At 70.9% G+C, this 22932-nt stretch carries 20 protein-coding genes and 1 pseudogene; 14 read left to right on the top strand and 7 right to left on the bottom strand.

Features of this window, described 5'->3' with window-relative positions; all coding sequences use genetic code 11:
- Positions 1-4 precede the first annotated feature (4 nt).
- Positions 5-901: pseudogene (locus tag VFW66_05455) on the bottom strand (S1C family serine protease).
- Between the two features lie 130 nt (positions 902-1031).
- Between VFW66_05455 and VFW66_05450 the strand changes: the two are divergent.
- The 14 genes from VFW66_05450 to hflX all read left to right on the top strand — a co-directional run bounded on the left by VFW66_05450 (position 1032) and on the right by hflX (position 16810).
- A complete protein-coding gene (locus tag VFW66_05450) occupies positions 1032-1577 on the top strand; it encodes a MarR family transcriptional regulator (protein ID HEX5386126.1) in 546 nt (181 codons plus the stop codon).
- Positions 1578-1620: 43 nt separating this feature from the next.
- The gene (locus VFW66_05445) at positions 1621-3942 is read left to right on the top strand and encodes a bifunctional alpha,alpha-trehalose-phosphate synthase (UDP-forming)/trehalose-phosphatase (GenBank protein HEX5386125.1); all 2322 of its coding nucleotides are present in this window, start codon (positions 1621-1623) and stop codon (positions 3940-3942) included.
- A 236-nt stretch (positions 3943-4178) separates the two neighbouring features.
- Entirely contained in the window at positions 4179-4574 is a 396-nt protein-coding gene (locus tag VFW66_05440) for a YraN family protein (GenBank protein ID HEX5386124.1), read from the top strand.
- 125 nt (positions 4575-4699) lie between these two features.
- Complete coding sequence (recA, locus tag VFW66_05435) at positions 4700-5749, top strand: recombinase RecA (GenBank protein ID HEX5386123.1); 1050 nt, start codon at positions 4700-4702, stop codon at positions 5747-5749.
- 1 nt (position 5750) lies between these two features.
- Complete coding sequence (locus tag VFW66_05430) at positions 5751-6380, top strand: regulatory protein RecX (GenBank protein ID HEX5386122.1); 630 nt, start codon at positions 5751-5753, stop codon at positions 6378-6380.
- A gap of 72 nt (positions 6381-6452) precedes the next feature.
- The gene (gene alaS, locus VFW66_05425) at positions 6453-9125 is read left to right on the top strand and encodes an alanine--tRNA ligase (GenBank protein ID HEX5386121.1); all 2673 of its coding nucleotides are present in this window, start codon (positions 6453-6455) and stop codon (positions 9123-9125) included.
- The gene (locus VFW66_05420; protein ID HEX5386120.1) at positions 9122-9496 is read left to right on the top strand and encodes a hypothetical protein; all 375 of its coding nucleotides are present in this window, start codon (positions 9122-9124) and stop codon (positions 9494-9496) included. Before alaS ends, VFW66_05420 begins: the two co-directional genes overlap by 4 nt.
- Positions 9493-10257, top strand: coding sequence for a CpsB/CapC family capsule biosynthesis tyrosine phosphatase (locus VFW66_05415; GenBank protein HEX5386119.1), 765 nt, complete (start codon positions 9493-9495; stop codon positions 10255-10257). Before VFW66_05420 ends, VFW66_05415 begins: the two co-directional genes overlap by 4 nt.
- Positions 10258-10284: 27 nt before the next feature.
- Positions 10285-11034 (top strand): SDR family NAD(P)-dependent oxidoreductase, encoded by a 750-nt coding sequence (locus tag VFW66_05410; protein HEX5386118.1) that lies wholly within the window; start codon positions 10285-10287, stop codon positions 11032-11034.
- The gene (locus tag VFW66_05405; GenBank protein HEX5386117.1) at positions 11031-12005 is read left to right on the top strand and encodes an asparaginase; all 975 of its coding nucleotides are present in this window, start codon (positions 11031-11033) and stop codon (positions 12003-12005) included. The genes VFW66_05410 and VFW66_05405 overlap by 4 nt, the downstream gene beginning before the upstream one ends.
- A 10-nt stretch (positions 12006-12015) precedes the next feature.
- Positions 12016-13299 carry a CCA tRNA nucleotidyltransferase gene (locus VFW66_05400; protein ID HEX5386116.1) on the top strand — a complete coding sequence of 428 codons (1284 nt, stop codon included), beginning with the start codon at positions 12016-12018 and terminating at the stop codon, positions 13297-13299.
- A complete protein-coding gene (locus tag VFW66_05395; GenBank protein ID HEX5386115.1) occupies positions 13296-14027 on the top strand; it encodes a ZIP family metal transporter in 732 nt (243 codons plus the stop codon). The genes VFW66_05400 and VFW66_05395 overlap by 4 nt, the downstream gene beginning before the upstream one ends.
- A gap of 40 nt (positions 14028-14067) precedes the next feature.
- Positions 14068-15438, top strand: coding sequence for a replication-associated recombination protein A (locus VFW66_05390; GenBank protein HEX5386114.1), 1371 nt, complete (start codon positions 14068-14070; stop codon positions 15436-15438).
- Positions 15439-15499: 61 nt separating this feature from the next.
- On the top strand, positions 15500-16810 hold the full coding sequence (gene hflX / locus VFW66_05385) for a GTPase HflX (GenBank protein ID HEX5386113.1): 1311 nt from the start codon (positions 15500-15502) through the stop codon (positions 16808-16810).
- A 28-nt stretch (positions 16811-16838) separates the two neighbouring features.
- On the opposite strand, the gene VFW66_05380 is transcribed toward hflX, so the two are convergent.
- The 6 genes from VFW66_05380 to VFW66_05355 form a co-directional block, all read right to left on the bottom strand.
- Positions 16839-18023 carry a glycosyltransferase family 1 protein gene (locus VFW66_05380; GenBank protein ID HEX5386112.1) on the bottom strand — a complete coding sequence of 395 codons (1185 nt, stop codon included), beginning with the start codon at positions 18021-18023 and terminating at the stop codon, positions 16839-16841.
- 176 nt (positions 18024-18199) lie between these two features.
- Entirely contained in the window at positions 18200-19240 is a 1041-nt protein-coding gene (rfbB, locus tag VFW66_05375) for a dTDP-glucose 4,6-dehydratase (protein HEX5386111.1), read from the bottom strand.
- Positions 19240-20151, bottom strand: coding sequence for a dTDP-4-dehydrorhamnose reductase (gene rfbD / locus VFW66_05370; protein HEX5386110.1), 912 nt, complete (start codon positions 20149-20151; stop codon positions 19240-19242). Before rfbD ends, rfbB begins: the two co-directional genes overlap by 1 nt.
- Positions 20152-20179: 28 nt before the next feature.
- The gene (gene rfbC / locus VFW66_05365) at positions 20180-20746 is read right to left on the bottom strand and encodes a dTDP-4-dehydrorhamnose 3,5-epimerase (protein ID HEX5386109.1); all 567 of its coding nucleotides are present in this window, start codon (positions 20744-20746) and stop codon (positions 20180-20182) included.
- Complete coding sequence (rfbA, locus tag VFW66_05360; protein ID HEX5386108.1) at positions 20743-21636, bottom strand: glucose-1-phosphate thymidylyltransferase RfbA; 894 nt, start codon at positions 21634-21636, stop codon at positions 20743-20745. Before rfbA ends, rfbC begins: the two co-directional genes overlap by 4 nt.
- 129 nt (positions 21637-21765) lie before the next feature.
- Positions 21766-22899: an isocitrate lyase/phosphoenolpyruvate mutase family protein gene (locus VFW66_05355; protein HEX5386107.1), complete on the bottom strand. Its 1134-nt coding sequence runs from the start codon at positions 22897-22899 to the stop codon at positions 21766-21768.
- Between the last annotated feature and the right edge of the window lie 33 nt (positions 22900-22932).

The raw sequence follows: 22932 nt of genomic DNA, 5'->3' as shown, positions 1-22932 counted from the left end.
CGAGTAGAGCCACCGCGGCGTCCAGCTTCGGCGGTGGGCGCCCTCCCATCGAGAGCAGCACGTCGCCCGGACGCAGGCCGGCCAGGTCGAGCGGACCGCCGCGGCGGAGCGCCGCCACCGCGATGAGAGTGTCGGGGGCGGACGCGCCGAGCACCGAGTCAGCCACCGCGAGCCGCAGCCCGGCGCGCGCCCAGAGGCGGGCAGCGGGTTCGCGGCCCCGCTTGAGCAACCCGGCCACAGCGCGCGGCGTGATCGCCTCGAGCTCGGCGCCGCAGCGCAGCACGACGCCCACCAGGTTGTCGTCAAGATCGAACACGCCGGCGCCGAGGAGTCCGGTACCGAACGAGGCGCTCAGGGTGAGCGCCTCGACCCTTCGTCCGTCGCACACAATACCGCGGGTGCCGCCGCTCCATGCCACGGCCGACGCGGTGTCGCGACCGGTCCGCCCGACGATGACCACCCAACCGGTGCCGGGCTGTGCGAACGGCCGCTTCACCGCGTTTGCCGAATCGATCGTCGCGCGCGCCGCGCGCGCCGCGCCGCCGGCCGGCGAAGGCCCATCCGCGAGCGTCACAAGCGCGGCGGACGCCGAGTCGGTCGCGCGCAGGATGGTCCCGTCGGGCCGCCAGCGAACGCCGCTGACGCTCCGCCCGCCCGCCGAATCGGGCGGGAGCGGCACGATGTGACGTGCGCTCGCGGCGATCTGGTCGCCGAACGCGCGGGCCAGCGCGTCCGCTGCGGCTGACTGCGACAGCACGACCAGATGGGCCGACGAGCTGCCGCTCACCTGCACGGGCGGCACTCGCCGGGTGGGCCGTGCCAAGGCGCCGCCGACGAGGATCGCGGCGGCGACCGCCGCGAGAGCGGCCAGGCGCCGAGGAGGGGCAACGAGCGGAGGCATTGGGGGTAGTCGACCTCGGCGCAACTTGGACCGGACGGGGGCCGGGGGCAAGGGCGCCGTGCGGCATGAGGATGGCGCCGCGGGCCTGCGCCGCTATACATTGATATCAAAGCATTTCCGGGAGCAGGCTATGGCGGGATCGGCGCGCCAGTCCGCAGCGCGAGTACCCGGTGCGCCGGATGCCACCGGAGTGGCGCTCGTGGCGCGTGACGGCAGCGAACAGGACGTCGCGCGCATCGTGCATGGGCTCCGCCGCATCGTCAAAGCCCTGGAGGTGTACTCGAAGGAAGTGCAGCGGGCCTATGGTCTCACCGGCCCGCAGCTCTGGGCGCTCAAGGTGCTCGCGCGCAAGGGACCGCTCGCGGCCGGCGCATTGGCTCAGGTGCTGGTGGTGCATCAGAGCAGCCTTTCGGCGCTGCTCCACCGACTGGAAGCGCGGGGACTGGTGCGCCGCTCCCGCGACCGCGCCGACCGCCGCGTCGTGCGGGTGGCACTCACGCCGCGCGGCGTCACGCTGGCCGAGCGTGCCCCGGAGGCCGCGCAGGGTCGCTTGCTCCACGCGCTCCGGCGGATGCCCGCGGGAGAACGCGAACGGATCGACGCCGCGGTCGCGCGCCTGGTCGGCGCCATGGAAGCCCACGACATCGACGCCCGATTCTTCTTCGCCGACGAGTAGGTCCCGACGGCAGGTTCAGCCGCCCTCACCCCGGATGTCCGCCATGGCGCGTACCCTGATCGCCGCCAATCGACTGCCGCTTACCGCGGTGCAAGAGGACGCCGAGGCGGCGGCCGCCGGTGCGGGCGGGATCGTGCTGCGCCCGAGCGCCGGCGGGCTGGCGACCGGACTCACGGGCGTGCACGATCCGGCGCACGATCTCTGGTTCGGCTGGTCCGGCTTGGCGGACGAGGTCGCCGGCGGCCCCGCGCTGGCCGAGCTCTGGCGCCGCCATGGGTGCGTACCCGTCCCGCTTTCCGGCGAGGAGGTGACGGCGCATTACCGGGACTATTCGAACGGCGTCATCTGGCCCCTCTTCCACTCGCAGATCGACCGCTTGCCACTCCGGCCCGGGCCCTGGGGCGTCTACGAGCGCATCAACGAGCGCTTCGCCGATGCGATCCACGCCCAGCTCGCGCCGGACGATCTCGTCTGGATCCACGACTATCAGCTGATGCGAGTGCCGCTCTTCCTCCGCCGCCTGGACCCGCACGCGCGGATCGGCTTCTTCCTTCACATCCCCTTTCCACCGGCGGAGATCTTCTCCGCGCTCCCCGAACGGGTGGAGGTGCTCGGGGGGCTGCTCGGCGCGGACCTGATCGGATTTCACACGAAGGCCTACCGCGACAATTTCGCCGCGGCCATCTCCCGGGTGCTTGGCGCCTCGGTGGAGCGCGACGTCGTGCGGCGGGGTGGGGTCGCGCTCGGATCGCGCGAGGTGCGCCTCGGCGTCTTCCCGATGGGCATCGACGTCGAGCGATTCTGCCGAGTGGCGGGCACGCCGGCGGTGGCGCAGCACAGCGCGCGGTATCTCGGCGCCGAGCGCAGCCGCATCCTCCTCGGCGTGGATCGGCTCGACTACACCAAGGGCATCCCGCGCCGGTTACTCGCGTTCGAGCGCCTCTTGCAGATGCATCCCGAGCTGCGGGGCGAAGTGAGGCTGGTACAGCTCGGTGTGCCGAGCCGGGGCGACGTGCCGGCGTATCGGCGCGTCCGCGAGCAGATCGACGGGCTGGTCGGTCGAATCAACGGCAGCTTGGGGACGCCGACCTGGACGCCGATCCATTACATCGCGCGCAGCCTGGAGGAAGACGAGCTGATCGCGCTGTACCGCGCGAGCGATGTCATGGTGGTCACGCCGCTCCGCGACGGAATGAATCTCGTCGCAAAGGAGTTCGTCGCGAGCCGCACCGACGAGGATGGCGTCCTCGTGCTGAGCGAGTTCGCCGGGGCGGCGGCGGAGTTGGGCGATGCGCTTCTGGTGAACCCGTACGATATCGACCGCACCGCGCGCGCCCTGTCCCGCGCGCTCAACATGGAACCGGGCGAACGCCGGGCCCGGATGCGCGCGCTACGCGACGCCGTGCGCTCGTCGGACGTGCACCGATGGGCGCAAAACTTCCTCGCGGCGCTGCGCGCGGCGAGCGCGCCGGGGGGCGCCGCGGCCCCGCCGGCGCTCGCCGCCGTGCTGCCCGGCGGCCCGCACGCCGGCGCGGCCCAGGCGCAGCAGCTGATCGCCCGCGCCCGTGCCGCGCGCGAGCTGGTGCTCCTGTTGGACTACGACGGCACGCTCGTGCCCATCGCCCGGACGCCGGCCGCCGCCACCCCGGATCGCGAACTGCGCGCGCTGTTGTCGGCGCTCGCCCGGCGGCCTCGCACGACGGTGCACATCGTGAGCGGGCGCGACCGCGATACACTTGCCGCCTGGCTCGGCGATCTGGGCGTGGGGCTGTACGCCGAGCACGGGCTGTGGTGGCGTCCGCCGGAGGGGGGCGAATGGCAGCGCACGGCCGCCGGCGTGCTCCCGCGGAGGGCAGAGATCGTGTCGCTGCTGGAGACCTGCGCCGTCCGGGTGCCGGGCGCGCTCGTGGAGCAGAAAACCGTGGGTGTCGCCTGGCATTATCGACTCGCCGATCCGGCGGCGGCCGCGGAGGCCTTGCACGTGATCCGCGCGATGATCGGAGGCATCGTCCCCGACGGCTCGGTCGAGCTGCTGGAAGGCTCCTGCGTGCTCGAGGTGCGGCCATCTGGCATCAACAAAGGGCGAGTCGCGGCGCGGGTCCTCGGCACGCTCCCGTCAGGCACGCTCGCGATCGCCATGGGCGACGACCGCACCGACGAACAACTCTTCGCCGCCATGCCGGAAGGCGGCATCAGCGTGCATGTGGGCGCGGGCCCCACGGTGGCTGACGTGCAGCTCGCGACCGTGCAGGACGCGCGCGCGTTCCTGTCGGCCATTGCGGCGCCCGCCCACGTGCAGAGTGAGACGCGCAGGGGGCGGGAATCGGGTGAGGGCAATCCCGTCGGCGCGGAGCGGGGGGAATGATGCGGGCCCGGCTCGCCGACGCGGCCGGGGCGAGGCGATCTCCCTGCCTCGCTCGCCATCGTGCTCGATAAGCCCTTCGTTGAGGGGCAGCCGGGGACGCGATTCGACCAGGTCGCGGCGATGCGCGGCGCCGAACGTCTGGCCTGAGCCGGGCGTATCGCATGCTTCGCGTCGTTTCGATGGCGCCCGCCCGGATTGGGTACAGCTCCCCGTCCGGCGCGCACTACCATTCCCCCATGCGCGCGCACCCCGTGCCCCCATCCGAATGGACCGATCCCCGCCACCTGCGCGGACTCCGGGGCGAGCGGGTTGCGCTCGCATTCCTCGCCGCCCGCGGCTATGAGATCGAAGCCCACCGCTTCCGTCTGGGCCGGCACGATCTCGACTTGGTGGCGCGCCAGGGCCGGGTCGTGGCGTTCGTCGAAGTCAAGACTCGGCGCGGCGCGGCCTTCGGGGCGCCGGCCGAGGCAGTGGGGCGGCGGAAGCGGGCCATCCTGGCCCGGGTGGCGGAGTGCTGGCGTCTTCGATGGGGGCGCCCGCGCGACATCTATCGATTCGACGTGATCGGGGTTGTGGAGGATGCGGCGGGTGCCATGGCGGTGGAGCACCTGGTGGATGCGTGGCGGCTTTGAGGTTCGGTTGTTGATGTGACCGAAAACAAGTCACATTTATACCCTTGTTTCGGGAAGTATTCGGCATTATCTTCGCCCCGCTTGTTCCGTGTTGCAAAAGCAGTCACACTAAGACCGAGGTCACCATGGCCGACGAATCCCGCCTCGAGTCCGATCGCCGCAAGGCGCTGGGCCTCGCCATCTCCCAAATCGAAAAGCAACTGGGAAAGGGCTCCATCATGCGCATGGGCGGCGACGCGCCCCGGGTCCGGGTGGCCGCCATCCCGACCGGCGCCATCAACCTCGACGCCGCCACCGGCATCGGTGGCGTGCCGCGGGGCCGCATCACCGAGATCTACGGCCCGGAGGCGTCGGGCAAGACCACGCTCTGCCTCCACCTCGTTGCCAGCGTGCAGCGGGCCGGCGGGGTGGCCGCCTACGTGGACGCGGAGCACGCCCTCGACGTGGACTACGCCAAGAAGCTCGGCGTGGACATCGAGAACCTGCTCGTCTCCCAGCCCGACACCGGCGAGCAGGGGCTCGAAATCGTCGACATCCTGGTGCGGTCGGGCGCCGTGGATCTCGTGGTCATCGATTCGGTCGCGGCGCTCGTGCCCAAGGCCGAGATCGAGGGCGAGATGGGCGACTCGGTCATGGGCGTGCAGGCGCGGCTCATGAGCCAGGCGCTCCGGAAGCTCGCCGGCGCCATCAACCGCTCGAACACGTCGGTGGTCTTCATCAATCAGCTGCGCGAGAAGATCGGCGTGATGTTCGGCAATCCCGAGACCACCACGGGCGGCAAGGCGCTCAAGTTCTACGCGTCGCTCCGGCTCGACATCCGCCGCATCGGCCCGGTCAAGGAGCGCGAGGTGGTCATCGGCAATCACGTGCGCGTCAAGGTCGTGAAAAACAAGGTGGCGCCGCCGTTCCGCCAGGCCGAGTTCGATATCATGTTCGACGAGGGCATCAGCCACACCGCGCTTCTCGTCGACCTCGCGGCGGAATCCAACATCATCCAGAAGTCGGGCGCCTGGTACTCCTACGGAGATCAGCGCATCGGCCAGGGCCGCGAGAACGCCAAGCTCTTCGTGCGCGACAATCCGGCGCTCATGGCCGAGATCGAGGGCAAGGTGAAGGAGGTCCTCGGCATGAAGCCGGCGGTGACGGTCCCGGCGGATGATGAGGGCGACGACTAGCATGACGGGGCCCGAGCGCATCACCGCGCTCGAGCCCGACCCGCGGCGCCCGGGCTGCATCCGCGTCTATGCGGACGGCCAGCCCTACTGCACAGTGCCCGAGAGCGTGGCCGCGGGGCTCGCGCTGGATCGCCCGCTCGACCCGGCGCTGCTGGCGCGGCTCGATGCCGCGGCGGATGCGGAGGCGGCGTTCCGGAGCGTGGTGCGCGCGCTCGAGCGGCGCGCCTACGCCCGGGTCGATCTCGGGCGTCGGCTCGTGCGCCGCGGGCATCCGCGGGAAGCCGTGGAGGCGGCGCTCGACCGCGCCGCCGCGGCCGGGCTCGTGGACGATGTCCGCTTCACCACGCATTACGTCCAGACGCGCGCGGCGCGCGGCCGCGGGCCGGCCCGCATCGCGCGAGATCTCATGCTGCTCGGCCTTGCGCGCGCCACCATCGATCGCGCTATCGCCGACGAGTGGCCGCCCGACACCGATCGCGCGGCCATGCCGCGCGCGCTCGCCGCCCGCCGCGCGGGGCAGCTCGGCGGTCTCCCGCGGCCGGTGCTCCGGCGGCGTCTGCTCGCTTATCTCGCGCGGCGCGGCTTCAGCGGACGCGAGGCGCTCGATGCGGTGCGCGAGGTCGCCGGATAATACTCGCGGGTGCGCAGACGCGTGGTTCCGCATTTCGTGGCCGGGAGGCAGGGGCCTTCCTATATTCCTCCCATGCGCTCCGGCGAGATCCGACGACTCTTCCTCGACTTCTTCGTCGCCAGGGGGCACCGCGAGGTGCCTTCTTCGTCCCTGGCCCCGAAGAGCGATCCGACGCTGCTCTTCACCAACGCCGGCATGGTGCAGTTCAAGCGCGTTTTCCTGGGCCAGGAGCGGCGCGATTACGTGCGCGCCACGACCTGCCAGAAGTGCGTGCGCGCCGGCGGCAAGCACAACGATCTCGAGCAGGTGGGCCACACCCGGCGGCACCACACCTTCTTCGAGATGCTCGGCAACTTCTCGTTCGGCGACTACTTCAAGCGCGACGCGATCGCCTACGCGTGGGAATTCGTTACGAGCCCCGAGTATCTCGGCATTGCGCCCGCGCGGCTCCGCGTGAGCGTTCACCACTCCGATACGGAGGCGCGCACGCTCTGGCGCGAGGTTGCCGGGCTGCCCGACCACCGGATCTATGGCCTCGGCGACGCAGACAACTTCTGGCAGATGGGCGACACCGGTCCGTGCGGGCCCTGCTCCGAGATCTACGTCGATCTCGAGTCGACGCCGGACGCGGGCCGTGCCCGGCATGACGAGGTGATCCCGCGTGAAGCGTTTGAGCGGCTGGCCGAAGAAGGTCGCTTCCTCGAGATCTGGAACCTCGTGTTCATGCAGTACGACCGTGCGGCGGACGGAACGCTGACCCCGCTCCCGCGGCCGTCGGTAGACACGGGTGCTGGCCTCGAGCGCATCGCCGCGGTCATGCAGGGCGAAGACGACAATTTCCACACCGATCTCTTTCTGCCGCTCATCGCGCGGGTCGGCGAGCTGGTCGGGCGTCCGTACGACAAGGAGAGCCCCGACCGCGCGTCGTACCGCGTACTGGCCGACCACGCCCGCGCGGTGAGCTTTCTGCTCGCCGACGGCGTGTATCCGGGCAACGAGGGGCGGGGGTACGTGCTCCGCCGCATTCTCCGCCGCGCGGTGCGGCATGCGTGGCTGCTCGGCCGCCGCGAGCCGACGCTGGCGCCGCTCACCGATGTCGTGGTGCGCGAGATGGGCGCGGTCTATCCGGAGCTCGTGGGGAAGCAGGCGCACATCCGCGAAACCACCGAGGCCGAAGAGCAGCGCTTCCTCGAGACGATCGAGGGCGGGCTCCGGCGGCTGGAAGAGATCTTCGCGTCAGGTGTCACGACGGTGTCGGGCGACGAGGCGTTCAAGCTGTATGACACCTTCGGTTTTCCGATCGATCTTACCCAGATCATTGCGGGCGAGCGCGGCCTCGAAGTCGACCTCAATGGATTCGAGCGCGCGCTCGATGCCCAGCGCGAGCGCTCACGCGCGGCGCACGGCGCGGCGCGGCTCGCAGAAGCGGGTCCGGCGGGCGCCAGGACCGGTGCGCCCGGCATCATCGTGCGGGAGCCCGGCAAGTGGCGCACGGTGCGGCGCGGCAAGCAGCGCTTCGTCGGCTACGATCGCACCGAGGCCGAGTCCGACGTGCTCGCTTTCCGCCAGGCGGGCGATCGGGTCGAGCTGCTGCTCCGGGAAAACCCGTTCTACGCCGAATCAGGCGGTCAGGTGAGCGATGTCGGCGCGGTGGCCGGGCCGGGCTGGTCGCTGGCGATCGACGCAGTGCACAAGGAACCGGGCAAGGGGACGGCCATAGGCGGGACGCTCGCCGAGGAATTCGAACCGTCGGTGGTGCGGGCGGTGGTGGATGCACCCCGCCGCCGTGACATCGAGCGGAACCACAGCGCCACCCACTTGGTGCATCTGGCACTCCGCCGGCACCTGGGCGCGCATGCTCGGCAGGCGGGCTCGCTGGTCGAGCCCGACCGGCTGCGCTTCGACTTCACCCACCAGCGCCCGATCGAGCCGGATCTGTTGCGCGCCATCGAGCGCGACGTGAACGAGCAAATCTGGGCCAACGCGGACACCGTCACCCGCGAGATGCCGTACCCCGATGCGATCGCGCTCGGCGCGATGGCCTTCTTCTCGGAGAAGTACGGCGATCGGGTGCGCGTGGTGCAGATGGGCGAGTCGATGGAGCTGTGCGGCGGCACCCACGTGCGAAGCACCGGCCAGATCGGACTGTTCCGGCTCACGGGTCAGGGCGGCGTCGCGGCCGGCGTGCGCCGCATCGAGGCGGTCACGGGTCCGGTGGCGTACGCGGCGCTGCGCGAGTTGGAAGGCCGGATCGAGCAGGTGGCCGAGCGCCTCAAGGCGCAGCCCGAGCACGTTGCGCGCAAGGTCGATCAGCTGCTGGAGGAGCGGGCCCGGCTCGAGTCGCGCATCAGCGACTTGATGAAACAGGGCGCCAACGGCGCCGCACCCACGGGCGAGACGCTCAACGTGTCGGGCGTCGCCGTGACGCTCGACGAGACGCCATCGGAGGACCGCACCGAGTTGGGCCAGGTGGCCGACCGCTTCCGTGAGGGGAAGCGGCGCGCAGTGCTGGTGCTCTTCGGCACCGGCGGCCGCGGCGCAATTCATGTTGCCGTGACCGACGACCTCGTGAGCGGCGGACATCGGGCGGGAGATCTGGTGAATCGCATTGCAGCGGTGAGCGGCGGCCGGGGCGGTGGCCGGCCGCACTTCGCCTCCGCCGGCGCGGGCGATCCCTCGCGTCTCGGCGCGGCACGCGAGGCGACCCCCGCGCTCGTCGCGGGCTGGCTCGGGAACGGCGGGTGAGCTCGCGCGAGCCGGCCCCCACGGCGCTGGGCGCGTGGCTCGATCGGCACTCTGCGCGCGCCCCGGCGCCGCTCGGCGCCCGGATTCGGGTCTTTGCCGGTGCGGCAAGCGAGAACGCAGCGGGTGGCAAGCCGGGCGGCACCGCGGAGCCGCGCGCGCTGCCTGCGCTGCTCGCGCATGCGGCATCTGAGGCGCTCGCGCGCGTTCTGGCACACCCGGGCGACCGCTCCGCCGCCCTCGATCTCCTCGCCGCCGACGCGCTCGTTACGCTGGCACTCCTCGCACAGGCACAACAGGCTCCCGCGGAGCTGGCCCAATTCGCCGACGGGCTCATTCGGGCGGGCCTCGCCATGAGTGCGCCGAGCGCGTGATCGACCTCCACTCGCACCTTCTCCCCGCGGTGGACGACGGGGCCCGGACGCTGGAGCAGGCGGTCCGGACGCTCCGGGCGATGGCACACAACGGCATCACGGACCTGTGTCTCACGCCGCATCTGCCGGCCAGCCGCGCCGGCGCCGGGCCGCCGCCCAACCACGACGCCGCCTTTGCCGCGCTGTCGGCCGCGGCGCCGGAGTCGCCCCGGCTGCACCGGGGCGCCGAGGTGATGCTCGACCGGCCGCTCTCGGAAAGGGCAGCGGCGCAGCCGGGCGTGCGGCTCGGCGGCACGCGGTACATCCTCGTGGAGTTCCCCCGGCTCGTCTCGTCGGACGCCGTGCGCAATGCATTGGGGCACGTCGCGGCCACCGGACTCGTGCCGGTGCTGGCCCACCCCGAGCGCTACAGCTCGTGCTCTGTCGATTCGGTGCGGCAGTGGCGCACGCTCGGGGCCCTCATGCAGGTGGACGCGACGACGCTGCTCGCGAGCCAGGCCCGCGGCGACCGCGCGCGCCGGCTCGTCTCGGAGGGGCTCGCGGACATCATCGCCGCCGACAACCACGGCGACAGCCGCATGCTGCTCGCCGGCTGGCAGATGCTCGAGGAACACGGCGGCACCGCCCAGGCGCAGTTGCTCACCACGCGGAATCCGGCGGCGATCCTCGCCGACAAGCTGACCGACGATGTGCCGCCGCTGCCGATCCGCACCTCGCTGCTCGACCGGATCCGCCGCCTCTGGCTCTCGGCCGACGCGTGATGGGGGGCCCGTGAGCGGGCGCGGCGCGTGATCGATCTCGAGGGCAAGACCGCGCTCGTGACGGGCGGCGGCCGCGGCATCGGCCGCGCCACGGTGCGGCTCCTTGCCCGGGCCGGCGCCGACGTGCTGCTCACCTATCGCACCCGCGCGCCGGAGGCGGTCGCCGTCGCCGGTGAGGTTACCGAGCTCGGCCGCCGGGCCGACGTGTTCGGCGGCGATCTGGCGGATTCGGCGGTCGTCGACCGCCTAGCCGAGGCGGCGACGCGCTTCGGTGGGCTCGACATTTTCGTCGGCAACGCGGGCATCTGGCCGCCCGAAGACGTGCCGCTCCGCGACGTGCCGGCCGCGCGCTGGCGCGAGATGCTCGCGGCCAATCTCGACACCATTTTTCTCACCACGCGCGCGGCGCTCCGGCTCATGCGCGCGGGAGGCCGCGTGGTGCTCGTGGGCAGCACGGCCGGCCAGCGAGGCGAGCCGTATCACGCCGATTACGCGGCGACGAAAGGCGCGATGATCGCGCTCGTGAAATCGCTCGCTGTGGAGTGCGCGCCGGAGATCACGGTGAACTGCGTCGCGCCCGGCTGGGTCGACACGGAGATGTGCGCGCCGGCCTTTGCCGCCGGGGGCGAGGCGCGCATCGCGGCCACGATTCCCCTCGGCCGGGTGGCGACGCCGGAGGACGTTGCCGGACCGATCCTGTTCCTCTGCAGCGACCTCGCACGGCACATCACCGGAGAAATCCTCAACGTCAACGGCGGCAGCGTGCTCTGCGGATGATCCATCTGCTCTTCACCGGCGGCACGATCTCCATGCGGCGCGACGCCGTCGCGGGCGGCAACATGCCGGCGCACGGCGGCGCCGCGCTCGTGGCTTTCGCACCGGGGCTCGAGCGGATCGCGCCGTTTCGCGTCGAAGACTGGGCCCGGGTGCCCGCGTGTCATATGGGCCCCGATCGGCTGTGGGCGCTCCGGGAGCGCGTGCGCGAGCTGGTCGAGGGCCCCGATCCGGCCGCGGCCGAGCGCCCAAACGGTGTCGTCGTCACCCACGGCACCGACATCCTGGAGGAGACCGCGTATCTCCTCGCGCGCACGCTCGATCCCGCCGTGCCCGTGGCGGTCACCGGCGCGATGCGCACCTCGAGCGACGAGGCGTGGGACGGCCCGCGCAATCTCACCGATGCCGCAGCGGTGGCCGCGAGTCCGGCGAGCGCCGGCCGGGGCGCGATGGTGGTCTTTGCCGGGCGGATCTTTGCAGGGCGCGAGGCGGTCAAGGTGGACACGATGGCGCTCGAGGCGTTCGCCGCGCCGCACGGGGCGCCGCTCGGAACTGTGGTGGAGGGCGCGGTGCGCTACGCCGCCCAGCCCGACACCAGGAGGTCCGGCGGCGTTCTGCGCCCCAAGGCGCTGCGCGCTCGTGTCGCGCTCCTCCCGCTCGTGATCGGCGACGACGGCGCGCTGCTCGACCTTGCGCGGCCCGGTCACGACGGTGTCGTCATCGTCGCGTTCGGGAGCGGCAACATGCCGCCCGGCGCGGTGCCCGCCATGCGGCGCTGGCTCGACGAAGGCAAACCGGTGGTGCTCTCGAGCCGCTGCCCCCGCGGCGTCGTGACGCCCGCGTACGCGTTCGACGGCGGCGGCGCGCAACTCGTGCGGCTCGGCGCCATACCCGCGGGGCCGAGGACGCCGTCGCAGGCGCGAATGGAGCTCACGATCGCGCTTTCGGCCCGCGCCCCCTACGGGTCGGACTGAGGCGGAACCCGTGGCCGCGCGAGCCTTCCCCAACCGGCTGGATTTGGGCGACGAGGCCCTCGCGATCGCGCGCACCCTGCACGACGCCGGGTTCGAGGTCTGGTGCGTAGGCGGCGCCGTGCGAGACGCATTGCTCGGCGCGGCGCCGAGCGGCACGGCAGCGCGCGCCGAGCGGATCGATGCCGAGCACGCGGGCGCTGGTGCGGCCGAGGTCGACTTCACGACGTCCGCGACCCCGGAAGAAGTGCAGGCGCTTTTCCGGCGCACCGTGCCGGTCGGGCTCAAACACGGCACCATCGGCGTGCTCGACCGCCAACGGGTGCTGCACGAGGTGACCACCTTCCGCCGCGACGTGGAAACCGACGGGCGCCACGCGGTGGTAGCTTACGGCGTGTCGCTCGAGGAGGACCTCGCGCGCCGCGATTTTACCATCAACGCGATCGCATACCACCCGCTGCGCCACGAGTGGCGCGATCCGTTCGGCGGCGCGGCCGATCTCGCGGCCGGTGTGATCCGGGCGGTTGGCCGGCCTGCCGAGCGATTCCGCGAAGACTACCTGCGCATTCTCCGGGCGCTCCGTTTCGCAGCGCGGTTCGAGTTCCGCATCGAGCCGGCGACGTGGGACGCTGCGCGCGCGGCGGCGCCCGGGCTCGAGCGGCTCTCGGCTGAGCGCGTCCGGGACGAATGGTTCAAGGGACTGCGCACCGCGCGCTCGGTCGCGCGGCTGGTCCAGCTGTGGCTGGAGAGCGGCGCGGCTCAGCGCTGGCTCCCCGAGCTCGCTTACGCGCGACCGCCCGGGGGGGATTACGCGAGCACGGAGGTAGATCGCGAGCCGCGCGACCCGGTGCTGCTCACCGCATTTCTCTGCGACGACCCTGCGGCCGTACTGGAGCGGCTTCGCGCCTCGCGAGCCGAGATCGCGCGCGCGGAGGCGATCGCGCGCGGCCCGGCCGAGCCGGGCGGCGGAGCCGAGGCGGTGCGCCGGTGGCTCGCTGTCGTGGGCGCGGCGCCCGGCGGTGCGGCCGATGATCTGACCGCGATCTGGCGACTTCGGCACCGCAGCGAAGCTCCATGGGCCACGACCGTGGCCGAGATTCGCGCCCGGGGAGACGCGGTCATCCGCGGCCAGCTCGCCATCGACGGTCGGGACGTGCAGGCGCTCGGCATTCCGCCCGGCCCCAGGATCGGTGCGGTGCTCGACCGGCTTCTCGACCGCGTGCTTGCCGATCCATCACTCAATACGCGCGAGCGTCTCACCGAGCTTGCCCGCACTATCGCGGCGGCGCCCGAGTGATTTCCGTCTCGCCGGCCGCATTGGCCCTGGCCGCGGCCGCCGCGGCCGGCAACCTGCTTGGCGCGATGGCCGTGGTGCGCCACCATCGGCGCGAGCTCACGATCATCGAGCTCGGCATCGCCTTTGGCGCGGGGTTCATGCTCGCGGTGGCCGTGCTTGGCGTGCTGCCCGTAGTCTTCCAGGCCAATCCGCGTGGCGCCGTGTACGTGCTCGCCGGCTATCTCGCCGTGCACCTCGCGCAGCACGTCGTCATCCCCCATTTCCATTTCGGCGAAGAGACGCACCGCGTGAGCGGTTTCACCGGCATCACCGCGCTCTTCGGCCTCTCGCTCCACACCTTCTTCGACGGCGTCGCGATCGCGAGCGGGTTTCTCGTCTCGGGCCGGCTCGGGCTGTTGCTCTTTCTGGCGGTGTTGGTCCACAAGCTGCCCGAGGGCGTCACCATCGCGAGCATCATGCTCGCGGGCGGGCAGAGCAAGGCAAGTGCGGTGTGGTCCGGCGTGTGGCTCGGCGTGGCCACGCTGCTCGGCGTCGTCCTGACCGAAGGCATCGCTCCGCTCGCGCGGCATGGGCTTGCGCTCTCGGCGGGCGTCACGCTCTACGTCGCCGCCAGCAATCTCGTACCCGAGTTCCAGAGCCGGCGCGGCGCCGCAATCGCGCTCGCCTTCTTCGGTGGACTCGGCGCGTATGCAGTGAGCGATTGGCTCATCGGCCTCTGGCTCGGGTGACGCCGCGTTGAGCCGGGCGCGGCCTGTCTATCTTTCGTCCATGCCTCCGCGCAAGCGTACGCCGGCTTCGGTAACCTCTCTCTTTCCCTCCGCGCGCGCCGCCGAACCGCTCGCGGCGCGCATGCGGCCGCGCACGCTGAACGAGTTCGCCGGCCAGGAAAAGATCCTCGGGCCGGGCCGGCCGCTCCGCGTCATCATCGAACGCGGGACGCCGGGCTCGCTCATTTTCTGGGGGCCGCCCGGCACCGGCAAGACCACGCTTGGCCATCTGATCGCGAGCGCCACGGCGCGGGTGTTCGTGCCATTCAGTGCGGTGAGCGAAGGCGTTCCCCGGATTCGCGAAATCATCGGCGAGGCGCGCGAGCGGCTCACCGCGGGCGGCGCGCAGACGATCCTCTTCGTGGACGAGATCCACCGGCTCAACAAGGCGCAGCAGGACAGCCTCCTTCCTGCCGCCGAAGACGGTACGATCACGCTGATCGGCGCCACCACGGAGAACCCGAGCTTCGAGGTGAACGGGGCGCTGCTCTCGCGCACCCGGGTCTTCGTGCTCGAGCCGCTCACGCCGGCGGACCTGCTCGTGCTTCTGGGTCGCGCCCGCGACGACGCCGAGCGCGGTCTCGGCGCCATGCGGCTCGCGGCGGAGCCGGACGCGCTCGAGTTCATCGCGGAGGAGGCCGATGGCGACGCGCGCCGCGCGCTCACGGTGCTCGAGGCGGCGGCGATGCACGTGGGCACCGGCGGGAGGATTACGATCGACGTTGCGCGCGAGGCGATGCAGCGCCGCTTTGCTCGTTACGACAAGGCGGGGGAGGAGCACTTCAACCTGCTTTCCGCCTATCACAAGTCGCTCAGGGGCAGCGATCCGCAGGGCGCGCTCTACTGGATGGCGCGGATGCTCGACGGCGGCGAAGATCCGATGACGCTCTTCCGCCGGGCCATCGCGATGGCGGCCGAGGACGTGGGCCTGGCCGACCCGCACGCGCTGGTCGTGGCCGTGGCCGCCCGCGACGCCTTCCACATGCTCGGCGCGCCCGAGGGCTATCTCCCGCTGGCCGAGATGACGATCTATCTCGCGACCGCGCCCAAGTCGAACCGCGCAAAGGTGGCGCTCGACGCGGCGCTCGCGGCGGCCCGCGAGACACCCGCGGAGCCGGTTCCGCTCCACATCCGGAATGCGCCGACGGGCCTCATGAAAGAGCTGGGCTACGGCGCCGGGTACCGCTACGCGCACGACTCGCCCACGGGTTACTTGCCGCAGGAATACCTCCCCGAGGCGCTGCGCGGCACCACGCTCTACCGGCCGGGAGACATGGGCTACGAGAAGAAGATCGCCGAGCGGCTCGAGTGGTGGGCCCGGCAGCGCGAGGCGGGCGGCGGCAGAGCGCCCGACGCGACCGGCGATTCGTGACCGGGCTCACGGCCCGGCCCACCTATATTTGGAGCATGGAGGCACGGACCCTATCCGAGAATTGATTTCCATCCGCGAGCCGGTGGAGCGCGCCATCCTGGTGGCCGCGCCCCGCAAGGGCTCGAACGATGCCCGTCACCTCGTCGACCACCTCGACGAGCTGGCCCGCCTGGTCGACACGGCGGGCGCGGAGGTGGCGGGCAAGATTTCCCAGCAGGTCGTGGCCCCCAATCCGGCCACGCTCATAGGCGAAGGCAAGGTGGAGGAGGTGCGCGCCGCGGTGACCGAGGCGGGCGCCACGCTTGTCATCTTCGACGAGGAGCTGGCGCCGGCCCAGGGCGCCAATCTCGAGCGCGAGCTCGACGTGCGGGTGATGGATCGCGCCGAGGTGATTCTCGACATCTTCGCCACCCGTGCGCGGAGTCACGAGGCCCGCTTGCAAGTCGAGCTGGCGCAGCTCGAATACCTGCTCCCGCGCCTCACCCGCATGTGGACTCACCTCTCGCGGATCCGCGGTGGCATCGGGCTCCGCGGCCCGGGGGAGACCCAGCTAGAGACCGACCGGCGGATCATCCGCCGCCGGATCCGCGCGCTCAAGGGTAAGCTGCAGGGCGTCGAGCGGCACCGCGAGAATCTGCGCGCGGGGCGCGACCCGCTGCTGAGCATGGCGCTCGTGGGCTACACCAACGCCGGCAAGTCGAGCATCCTGCGCGCGCTGTCGGGCGAGCACGAGATCGTGGTGGAAGATCGCCTGTTCGCAACGCTCGATACGCTGACCCGTGAGGTCGACCTGGGCGAGGGCATCCGCGCGCGCATCACCGATACGGTGGGCTTCATCCGCAAGCTGCCGCACCACCTGGTCGCGAGCTTTCGTGCCACCCTCGAGGAGGCGCGCATGGGCGACGTGCTTCTCCACGTGGTGGACGCGAGCCATCCCGACTGGGAGGGCCAGATGCACGTGGTCGATCGCGTGCTGGCCGAGCTCGGTCTCGCCGACCGGCCGCTGATTCCCGTCTTCAACAAGCTCGATCTCCTGGCGGACCCCACCGCGTTTGCGCTGCGCGTTCGCGCGCTCTATCCGGGGGCGGTGATGGCCACGACGATGCGTACGGACGGCCTCTCCGCGCTCAAGGCGCGGCTTCGCGAGCTGTCGCGCGCGGGGCAGGTGACGGTGGTCGTGCGGCTGCCGATGACGGACGGGGCGGGTCTGGCCGCGCTCTACCGCGACGGCGAAGTCCTCGGCCTCGCTCAGCGCGACGGGCGACACGAGATCACGGTGCGGATGGAGACATGGAAGGCCGAGCGGCTACGCGAGCAGGGGCGCGAGGTGGAGCGCGCCGGATTGGGGGAGCGGCGGCAGGCGACCGGGTAGCGGCGCGCCACAACCGCCGCGGACGCGCTCAGCGGTGTTCGGCCAGCTCCCGCGCTGCCCGAGGCACCTGCTTTGGCGTCGACGGCTCTCCCCGACGCCCCGCAGCCATCGCGAGTCCCTTGAGCGTAAGCCGGGCGGTCTCCTCCCACGAGAGCTCGGCCGCGCGCGCGAGGCCCCGGGCGCGGATACGCTGCCGAAGCGCCGGGTCGCCCAGCACCTCGAGCATCACACGTGCGACGTCGTGCGGGTCGCGCGGGTCCACCAGCGGCGCGCCACCGGCAACGACCTCGGGGCAGGCGCCCGTCTTCGAGGCGATCACCGGACACCCGCACGCCATCGCACCCAGCAGCGAAAACCCGAACCCCTCGTAGAACGCCGGGAAAACCCCGAGATCGGCGAGGCTGTAGAGCTTCGGCAGCTCGTCGAACGGAATGAAATCGACGAACCGCACCCGCTCGAAATCCGCGTCGGTGAATCCCATGTACAGCAGGTAGTCGCGGACGCGCCGTCCGGCAATGACAAGACCGTGCGGGATCCGGTCGCGGATCTCGAGGAACGCCCGCAGGGTCGTGTGGGGATTCTTGCCGGGATAGAAGCTGGTCGAGCCCGCGAGACCGGGATGGTCCACCCGGGTCACGGCCACGATGAATTGCTCGGGCAAATGGTAACGTGCGCGGAATTCGTCGAGCGCGGCGCGGTCGGTGACCGGACGCAGATGCTCCTGCGGCGCCGGCCACGTGACCGTCGTGCGCGGGAAGGGCAGGCCGAGGTGCTTGCGATTCTCCTCGAGGATCCAGTGCGCCATCGGAAAAATGTGTGCGGCGCGGCGGCAGTAGAGTGGCAGCATGATCCGCTCGTACAGCACGTCGAGGCGCTCGTAGTGCTCGGGCTCGACCCAGGGCGCCGGCTCCTGCAGTCCCATGGTCGGGGGACAGGGGCTCAAAAGCGGCACGCTGAACTTGGGGTTGAAGATGACGTCGGCCCGCTCGCGCCACGCCCAGTAGGGCATCGCGACCTGGTCCCAGAGCAGCGTATTCTGGGGCCGGTCCACCAGCACTTCCCTGGCCTGGGGGAACGAGGCGAAGCGGCCGAACCACTTCTTGGTGCGGTAGAGCAGCAGGTATCGATTGGACTGGTCGATTCGCAGCATGGCATCCACCAATCCCTCGACGTATGCGCGGAATCCGCTGTCGTGGTCAATGGGACGCATCATGATTGCGATCTTCATTGCAACTCCCGAGAGTGCGGACGCTCGGCGGACCCCTAGGACGGCCTGCTTGCAAGAGCCGTGCACCGACCGTACCGGGGCGGGTACGGCGAGAAAACGAGAGCCAGAAAAGATCAGGGAGCAATTTGTCCCCCCGTGCGCCACCCTGGCGCGGGCGGGCATCACACTGCGACAGTGAGGCACCACGGGTTCTGCAGATACCATGCAACGGTCTTGCGTAACCCCGACTCGAAGCTCTCCAGTGGCTGCCAGCCCAGCTCCCGCGTGAGGCGCCCGGCATCAATCGCGTAGCGGAAGTCGTGTCCCGGCCGATCGGTGACGAGCCGGATCAGCTCCAGGTAGCGCTCCGGCGGCACCCCCGTCGCCTCGGCCAAGACCCGGCAGAGGAGGCGTGCGATGTCGAGGTTCCGGTGCTCGTTGCGGCCGCCCACCAGATAGAGCGCGCCCGGTGCGCCGCAGCGCATCACCAGGTCCACCGCACGGCAGTGATCGTCCACATAGAGCCAGTCGCGCACGTTCATCCCCGTGCCGTACACCGGCACCGGCACGCCCGCGAGACATGAACGGATCACGGTGGGGATGAACTTCTCCGCGTGCTGGCAGGGCCCGTAGTTGTTGGAGCAGTTGGTCGTCGTGACGGGCAGGCCGTAGGTGTGGTGGTACGCGCGCACCAGGTGATCGGACCCGGCTTTGCTCGCGGAATAGGGTGAATTGGGCGCGTAGGGCGTCTCTTCCGTGAACGCGGGATCGGCTTCTCCGAGGCTGCCGAACACCTCGTCGGTCGACACGTGATGAAAGCGCACCGAACGCGGCGCGCCCTGTGCGCCGGCGCGCCACGCGTCGCGCGCCGCCTCGAGCAGTGTAAACGTGCCGACCAGGTTGGTGGTGACGAACGCGGCGGGTCCCGTGATCGAGCGATCGACGTGCGACTCGGCCGCGAAATGGACGACCGTATCAATGCGGTGCTCGGCAAACAGCGCGCGCACCAGCGCGGCATCGCAGATGTCGCCTTCGAGCAGCGTGTGCCGCGCGTCGCCGGCGGCGGCGCCGAGGTTCTCACGGCGGCCCGCGTAAGTCATCGCATCCAACGTGACGACGCGCACCGACCCGTCGCTCGCGAGCAGGTGGCGCACGAAATTGCTGCCGATGAAACCGGCGCCGCCGGTGACGAGCACGCGCCCTGGGACGTGCGGGGCCGGCATCAGGGCACCTCGGCCAGCACATCGTGGAGCGCCGCTTCCCAGGGCCGCGGCGCCAGCGCGAACCTTTCGGACCAGGTCGTCATGTCGAGCACCGAGTACGCGGGCCGTGCGGCCGGCGTCGGATAGTCGGCGGTCGCGATGGGAACGACGCGTCGGCAGATCACGCCGGCGCGCCCCGCTAGGCCGTCCACCACGGCGCACGCGAGCCCGTGCCACGTCGTCTGGCCGGCGTTGCGGAAGTGATGCGTGCCCCAGGGCGCAGCTTTCCCGGGTTGATCCGCACCCCGCGCGCCGCCGCGTTCCGTCCGTGCGGCGCGTGCCGCGGCCTCGAGCACGGCCTCCGCCAGATCGCCGGCCGACGTCGGGGCGCCGGTCTGGTCGGCCACGATACGGAGCTCCTCCCGCTCGCGGGCCAGCCGCGCCATCGTCAGCACGAAGTTGTGGCCGCGGGGCGCGAACACCCACGAGGTGCGCAGGATGACGTGGCGCTCGAGCGCCGCGCGCACGGCCTGCTCGCCCGCGAGCTTCGAGGCGCCGTACACGCCGAGCGGATTGGTCGGCGCGTCGGGAGCATAGGGAGTCGTGGCACGCCCATCGAAGACATAGTCGGTGGAGAGGTGGATGAGTGCGGCGCCGTGCTCCGCGCATGCCTGGGCGACCGCTGCTGCGCCATCCGCGTTGGCTCGCCACGCGGTCGCAGGGTCGGACTCGGCGGCATCGACTCGAGTGTACCCCGCGGCGTTCACCACCACGTCGGGCCGCGCGTCGGCGACGGCGCGGCGCACGGCGCCACGGTCGCCCACGTCGAGCGCCGCGCGCGGATGCGCGACGACCTTCCAGCCCCTGTCCGTCGCGCGTTCGGAGACGGCGCGACCCAGCATGCCGCCCGCGCCGGTCACCAGCATCCGCATCACGTGCCGTCCGGGTGCCGCCGCGCCATCACTCGCCGTGTCGCTCCGCGTATCGCGGAAGATCGTCGCGCGCGGCGCCGAGCGGCAAGTAGGCGGCGTCCTTGGGCGAGAGGAGCGGATCGTGGACCGGCCACTCGATGGCGAGGTCCGGGTCGTCCCAGCGCACGCCGCGCTCACCCTCCGGGTGATACAGCTCGGTGCACTTGTACGCCACGTCGGCCGGGTCGGAGAGGGCGCAGAAGCCGTGCGCGAATCCGGGTGGAACCCAGAGCATCCGCGCGTTCTCGTCGCTCAGCTCGACGCCCACCCAGCGCCCGAACGTCGGCGAGCCTACCCGGATATCGGCGGCCACGTCGAAGACGCGCCCGCGCGCGACGCGGACCAGCTTGCCCTGCGGGTGGGGGAGCTGGTAATGCAACCCGCGTAACACGCCCGCGCGCGAGCGGCTGTGGTTGTCCTGCACGAACTCGACCGGCAGGCCCGCCTCCTGGAACACGCGGCGATTGAACGATTCGAGAAAGTACCCGCGCGGGTCGCCGAAGACCCGCGGAACGAGCAGCAGCACGCCGGGGAGCGCGGTCACCTCGACGATCATCGGGCCGCCAGGCGCGCCTCGGGCTCGCGCAGGAGCGAGAGCAGGTACTGGCCGTACGGCGTCTTCGCGAGCGGCTGGGCGGCACGCTCCAGACCGGCCGCATCGATGAAGCCCATCCGATAGGCGGCCTCCTCGGGCGCGCCGATCTTCAAACCCTGCCGCTCCTCCACTACGCTCACGAAGTGCGACGCCGCCAGCAGCGCCTCGTGCGTGCCGGTGTCGAGCCAGGCGACGCCGCGGCCCAGCAGCTCCACGTTCAGTGCGCCGCGCTCGAGGTAGAGCCGGTTGAGATCGGTGATCTCGAGCTCGCCGCGGGACGAGGGCCGGAGCCCGCGCGCGAGCGGCACCACGTCGCGATCATAGAAGTAGAGGCCCACGACGGCGTACGACGAGCGCGGCTGCGCCGGCTTTTCCTCGATGCTCACCGCGCGTCCGGCCACGTCGAAGCTCACCACGCCGTAGCGCTCGGGGTCGCGCACGCGGTAGGCGAACACGGTGGCGCCCGACGTGCGCGCCGCCACCCGTTGCAGCTGCTGCGACATCCCCTGCCCGAAGAAGAGATTGTCCCCCAGGATGAGCGCCACGGGGTCGCCGGCGATAAAATCCGCGCCGATGAGGAACGCCTGCGCGAGTCCCTCCGGCCGGGGCTGCTCGGCATAGCGGATCGAGAGGCCGAGCGCCGCGCCGTCTCCAAGGAGTGCCCCGAAGCGGGGCAGGTCCTCCGGCGTGCTGATGAGCAGGATGTCGCGGATGCCGGCGAGCATCAGCGTCGTGAGCGGGTAGTAGATCATCGGCTTGTCGTAGATCGGGATCAACTGCTTGCTCAGCACGCGCGTAGCCGGCAGCAGGCGGGTGCCCGCACCTCCGGCCAGGATGATCCCTCGCGTCATCCGACGATGCTCCCGGGGTCGAGTGGCATGGCAGGCATGGATGGTACACCGGCAACGCCCCACAATGAACTGGGGCCCCGGCAAACGCCGAAGCCCCCGCTCGTGGCACGCAGCACCTCGGCGTTACGGCTACTCTTTCCCGCTCAGCACCTGTTCCAGGATGAGCCAGCGATTCATCCCGGCAAACTTCTGGTGCATCTTGGTGATGGGCGGCGGCGACATCTCGTCTTCCTCGATCTGGAGGTCGGCGAGGGCGTCTATCCCGGAGTGGAGAAACTTGCGCAGGCCCTTCTCGAGCGCCATGCCCGCCGTACGGAAGTTGAAGAGCGTCGAGAACTGCAGGATGAACCCCAGATCAGCGAGCTGCTGATTGGTGATGAGCTTGCCGGCCTTTTTCGCGCGGCCGAAGTAGAGCGACGGCGACAGATTGAAGCCCAGCATCTGTTTGGGGTAGTGCTTGCGCACCCCTTCGGAAAATTCGGCGGGTTGGTCGATGTCGGCGTTGTTGAACTCCGGCCAGATCACGTCAACGCCGAGCTCGGCCGCCTCCCACGCGTCTTCGACCGCCATTTTGACGCCACCCGACGATTGGCCGGGAAGCGCGCCATCGATCGAGTCGGTGCGCGCGATAATGACGACGTCGACGCCAGTGACCTCGGCCGCCGCCTTGATCGCCTTGAGCTTGGCGAGCCAGTCCTTCCTGGGCACCAGCACCTTGTCGCGCTTGGCCTTGCCGACGTTCACGATGTGGCCGCAGGTGCGGTTGGTCGGGTCCTGGTTCTCGAGGTGGACGCCTGCGGTGCCCACCCGGATGAGCTCGGTGGCGAGGGTGAACGTCTGGGTGGGGCCGCCGAAGCCGGCCTCCATGTCGACGAACGCGGGTGGCGCGTCGATCAGCTCCTTGCCCTCCGAATCGTACCAGCAGGTATTCCGCGCGCCCTCGATGCCCTTCTTCATCTCGAGCACCAGCTCGACCATCTGGTGAGACGAGTAGATGCCGATGTCGGGGTACAGGCTCTTGGTCGCGGCGAGCTGCCACCCGCTCCCATAGAGCGCCTTGAATCCGAGACGGGTCATGATGGCCGCGGTGAACGCGTCGTACGCGCCAGCGGTGTGGATATAGCTCTTCCGGGTCTGAGCCTCCTTGAGGAGGCGGCGGAGCTTCAAGGCCGGGACCTCGGCCTCGGGCGGCGCAAAGAGCTTGGCGACCTCGTGAGCCGGGTAGGTGCTGTGCGGGGAGCTGGGAGCAGCGACAGTCGCCATGAGGGCCTCCACAAGGGTGCAAACAACCACGCC

Source organism: Gemmatimonadales bacterium, assembly GCA_036279355.1.
Taxonomy (GTDB): Bacteria; Gemmatimonadota; Gemmatimonadetes; order Gemmatimonadales; family GWC2-71-9; genus DASQPE01.
This window is presented reverse-complemented; position numbering and strand designations above follow the sequence as displayed.

Bases quoted from the DNA above. Each gene is read 5' to 3' on its own strand.
- VFW66_05450 (HEX5386126.1), top strand. From the start codon at position 1,032: ATGGCGGGATCGGCGCGCCAGTCCGCAGCGCGAGTACCCGGTGCGCCG.
- VFW66_05445 (HEX5386125.1), top strand. From the start codon at position 1,621: ATGGCGCGTACCCTGATCGCCGCCAATCGACTGCCGCTTACCGCGGTG.
- VFW66_05440 (HEX5386124.1), top strand. From the start codon at position 4,179: ATGCGCGCGCACCCCGTGCCCCCATCCGAATGGACCGATCCCCGCCAC.
- recA (HEX5386123.1), top strand. From the start codon at position 4,700: ATGGCCGACGAATCCCGCCTCGAGTCCGATCGCCGCAAGGCGCTGGGC.
- VFW66_05430 (HEX5386122.1), top strand. From the start codon at position 5,751: ATGACGGGGCCCGAGCGCATCACCGCGCTCGAGCCCGACCCGCGGCGC.
- alaS (HEX5386121.1), top strand. From the start codon at position 6,453: ATGCGCTCCGGCGAGATCCGACGACTCTTCCTCGACTTCTTCGTCGCC.
- VFW66_05405 (HEX5386117.1), top strand. From the start codon at position 11,031: ATGATCCATCTGCTCTTCACCGGCGGCACGATCTCCATGCGGCGCGAC.
- VFW66_05390 (HEX5386114.1), top strand. From the start codon at position 14,068: ATGCCTCCGCGCAAGCGTACGCCGGCTTCGGTAACCTCTCTCTTTCCC.
- VFW66_05380 (HEX5386112.1), bottom strand. From the start codon at position 18,023: ATGATGCGTCCCATTGACCACGACAGCGGATTCCGCGCATACGTCGAG.
- rfbB (HEX5386111.1), bottom strand. From the start codon at position 19,240: ATGCCGGCCCCGCACGTCCCAGGGCGCGTGCTCGTCACCGGCGGCGCC.
- rfbD (HEX5386110.1), bottom strand. From the start codon at position 20,151: ATGCGGATGCTGGTGACCGGCGCGGGCGGCATGCTGGGTCGCGCCGTC.
- rfbC (HEX5386109.1), bottom strand. From the start codon at position 20,746: ATGATCGTCGAGGTGACCGCGCTCCCCGGCGTGCTGCTGCTCGTTCCG.
- rfbA (HEX5386108.1), bottom strand. From the start codon at position 21,636: ATGACGCGAGGGATCATCCTGGCCGGAGGTGCGGGCACCCGCCTGCTG.
- VFW66_05355 (HEX5386107.1), bottom strand. From the start codon at position 22,899: ATGGCGACTGTCGCTGCTCCCAGCTCCCCGCACAGCACCTACCCGGCT.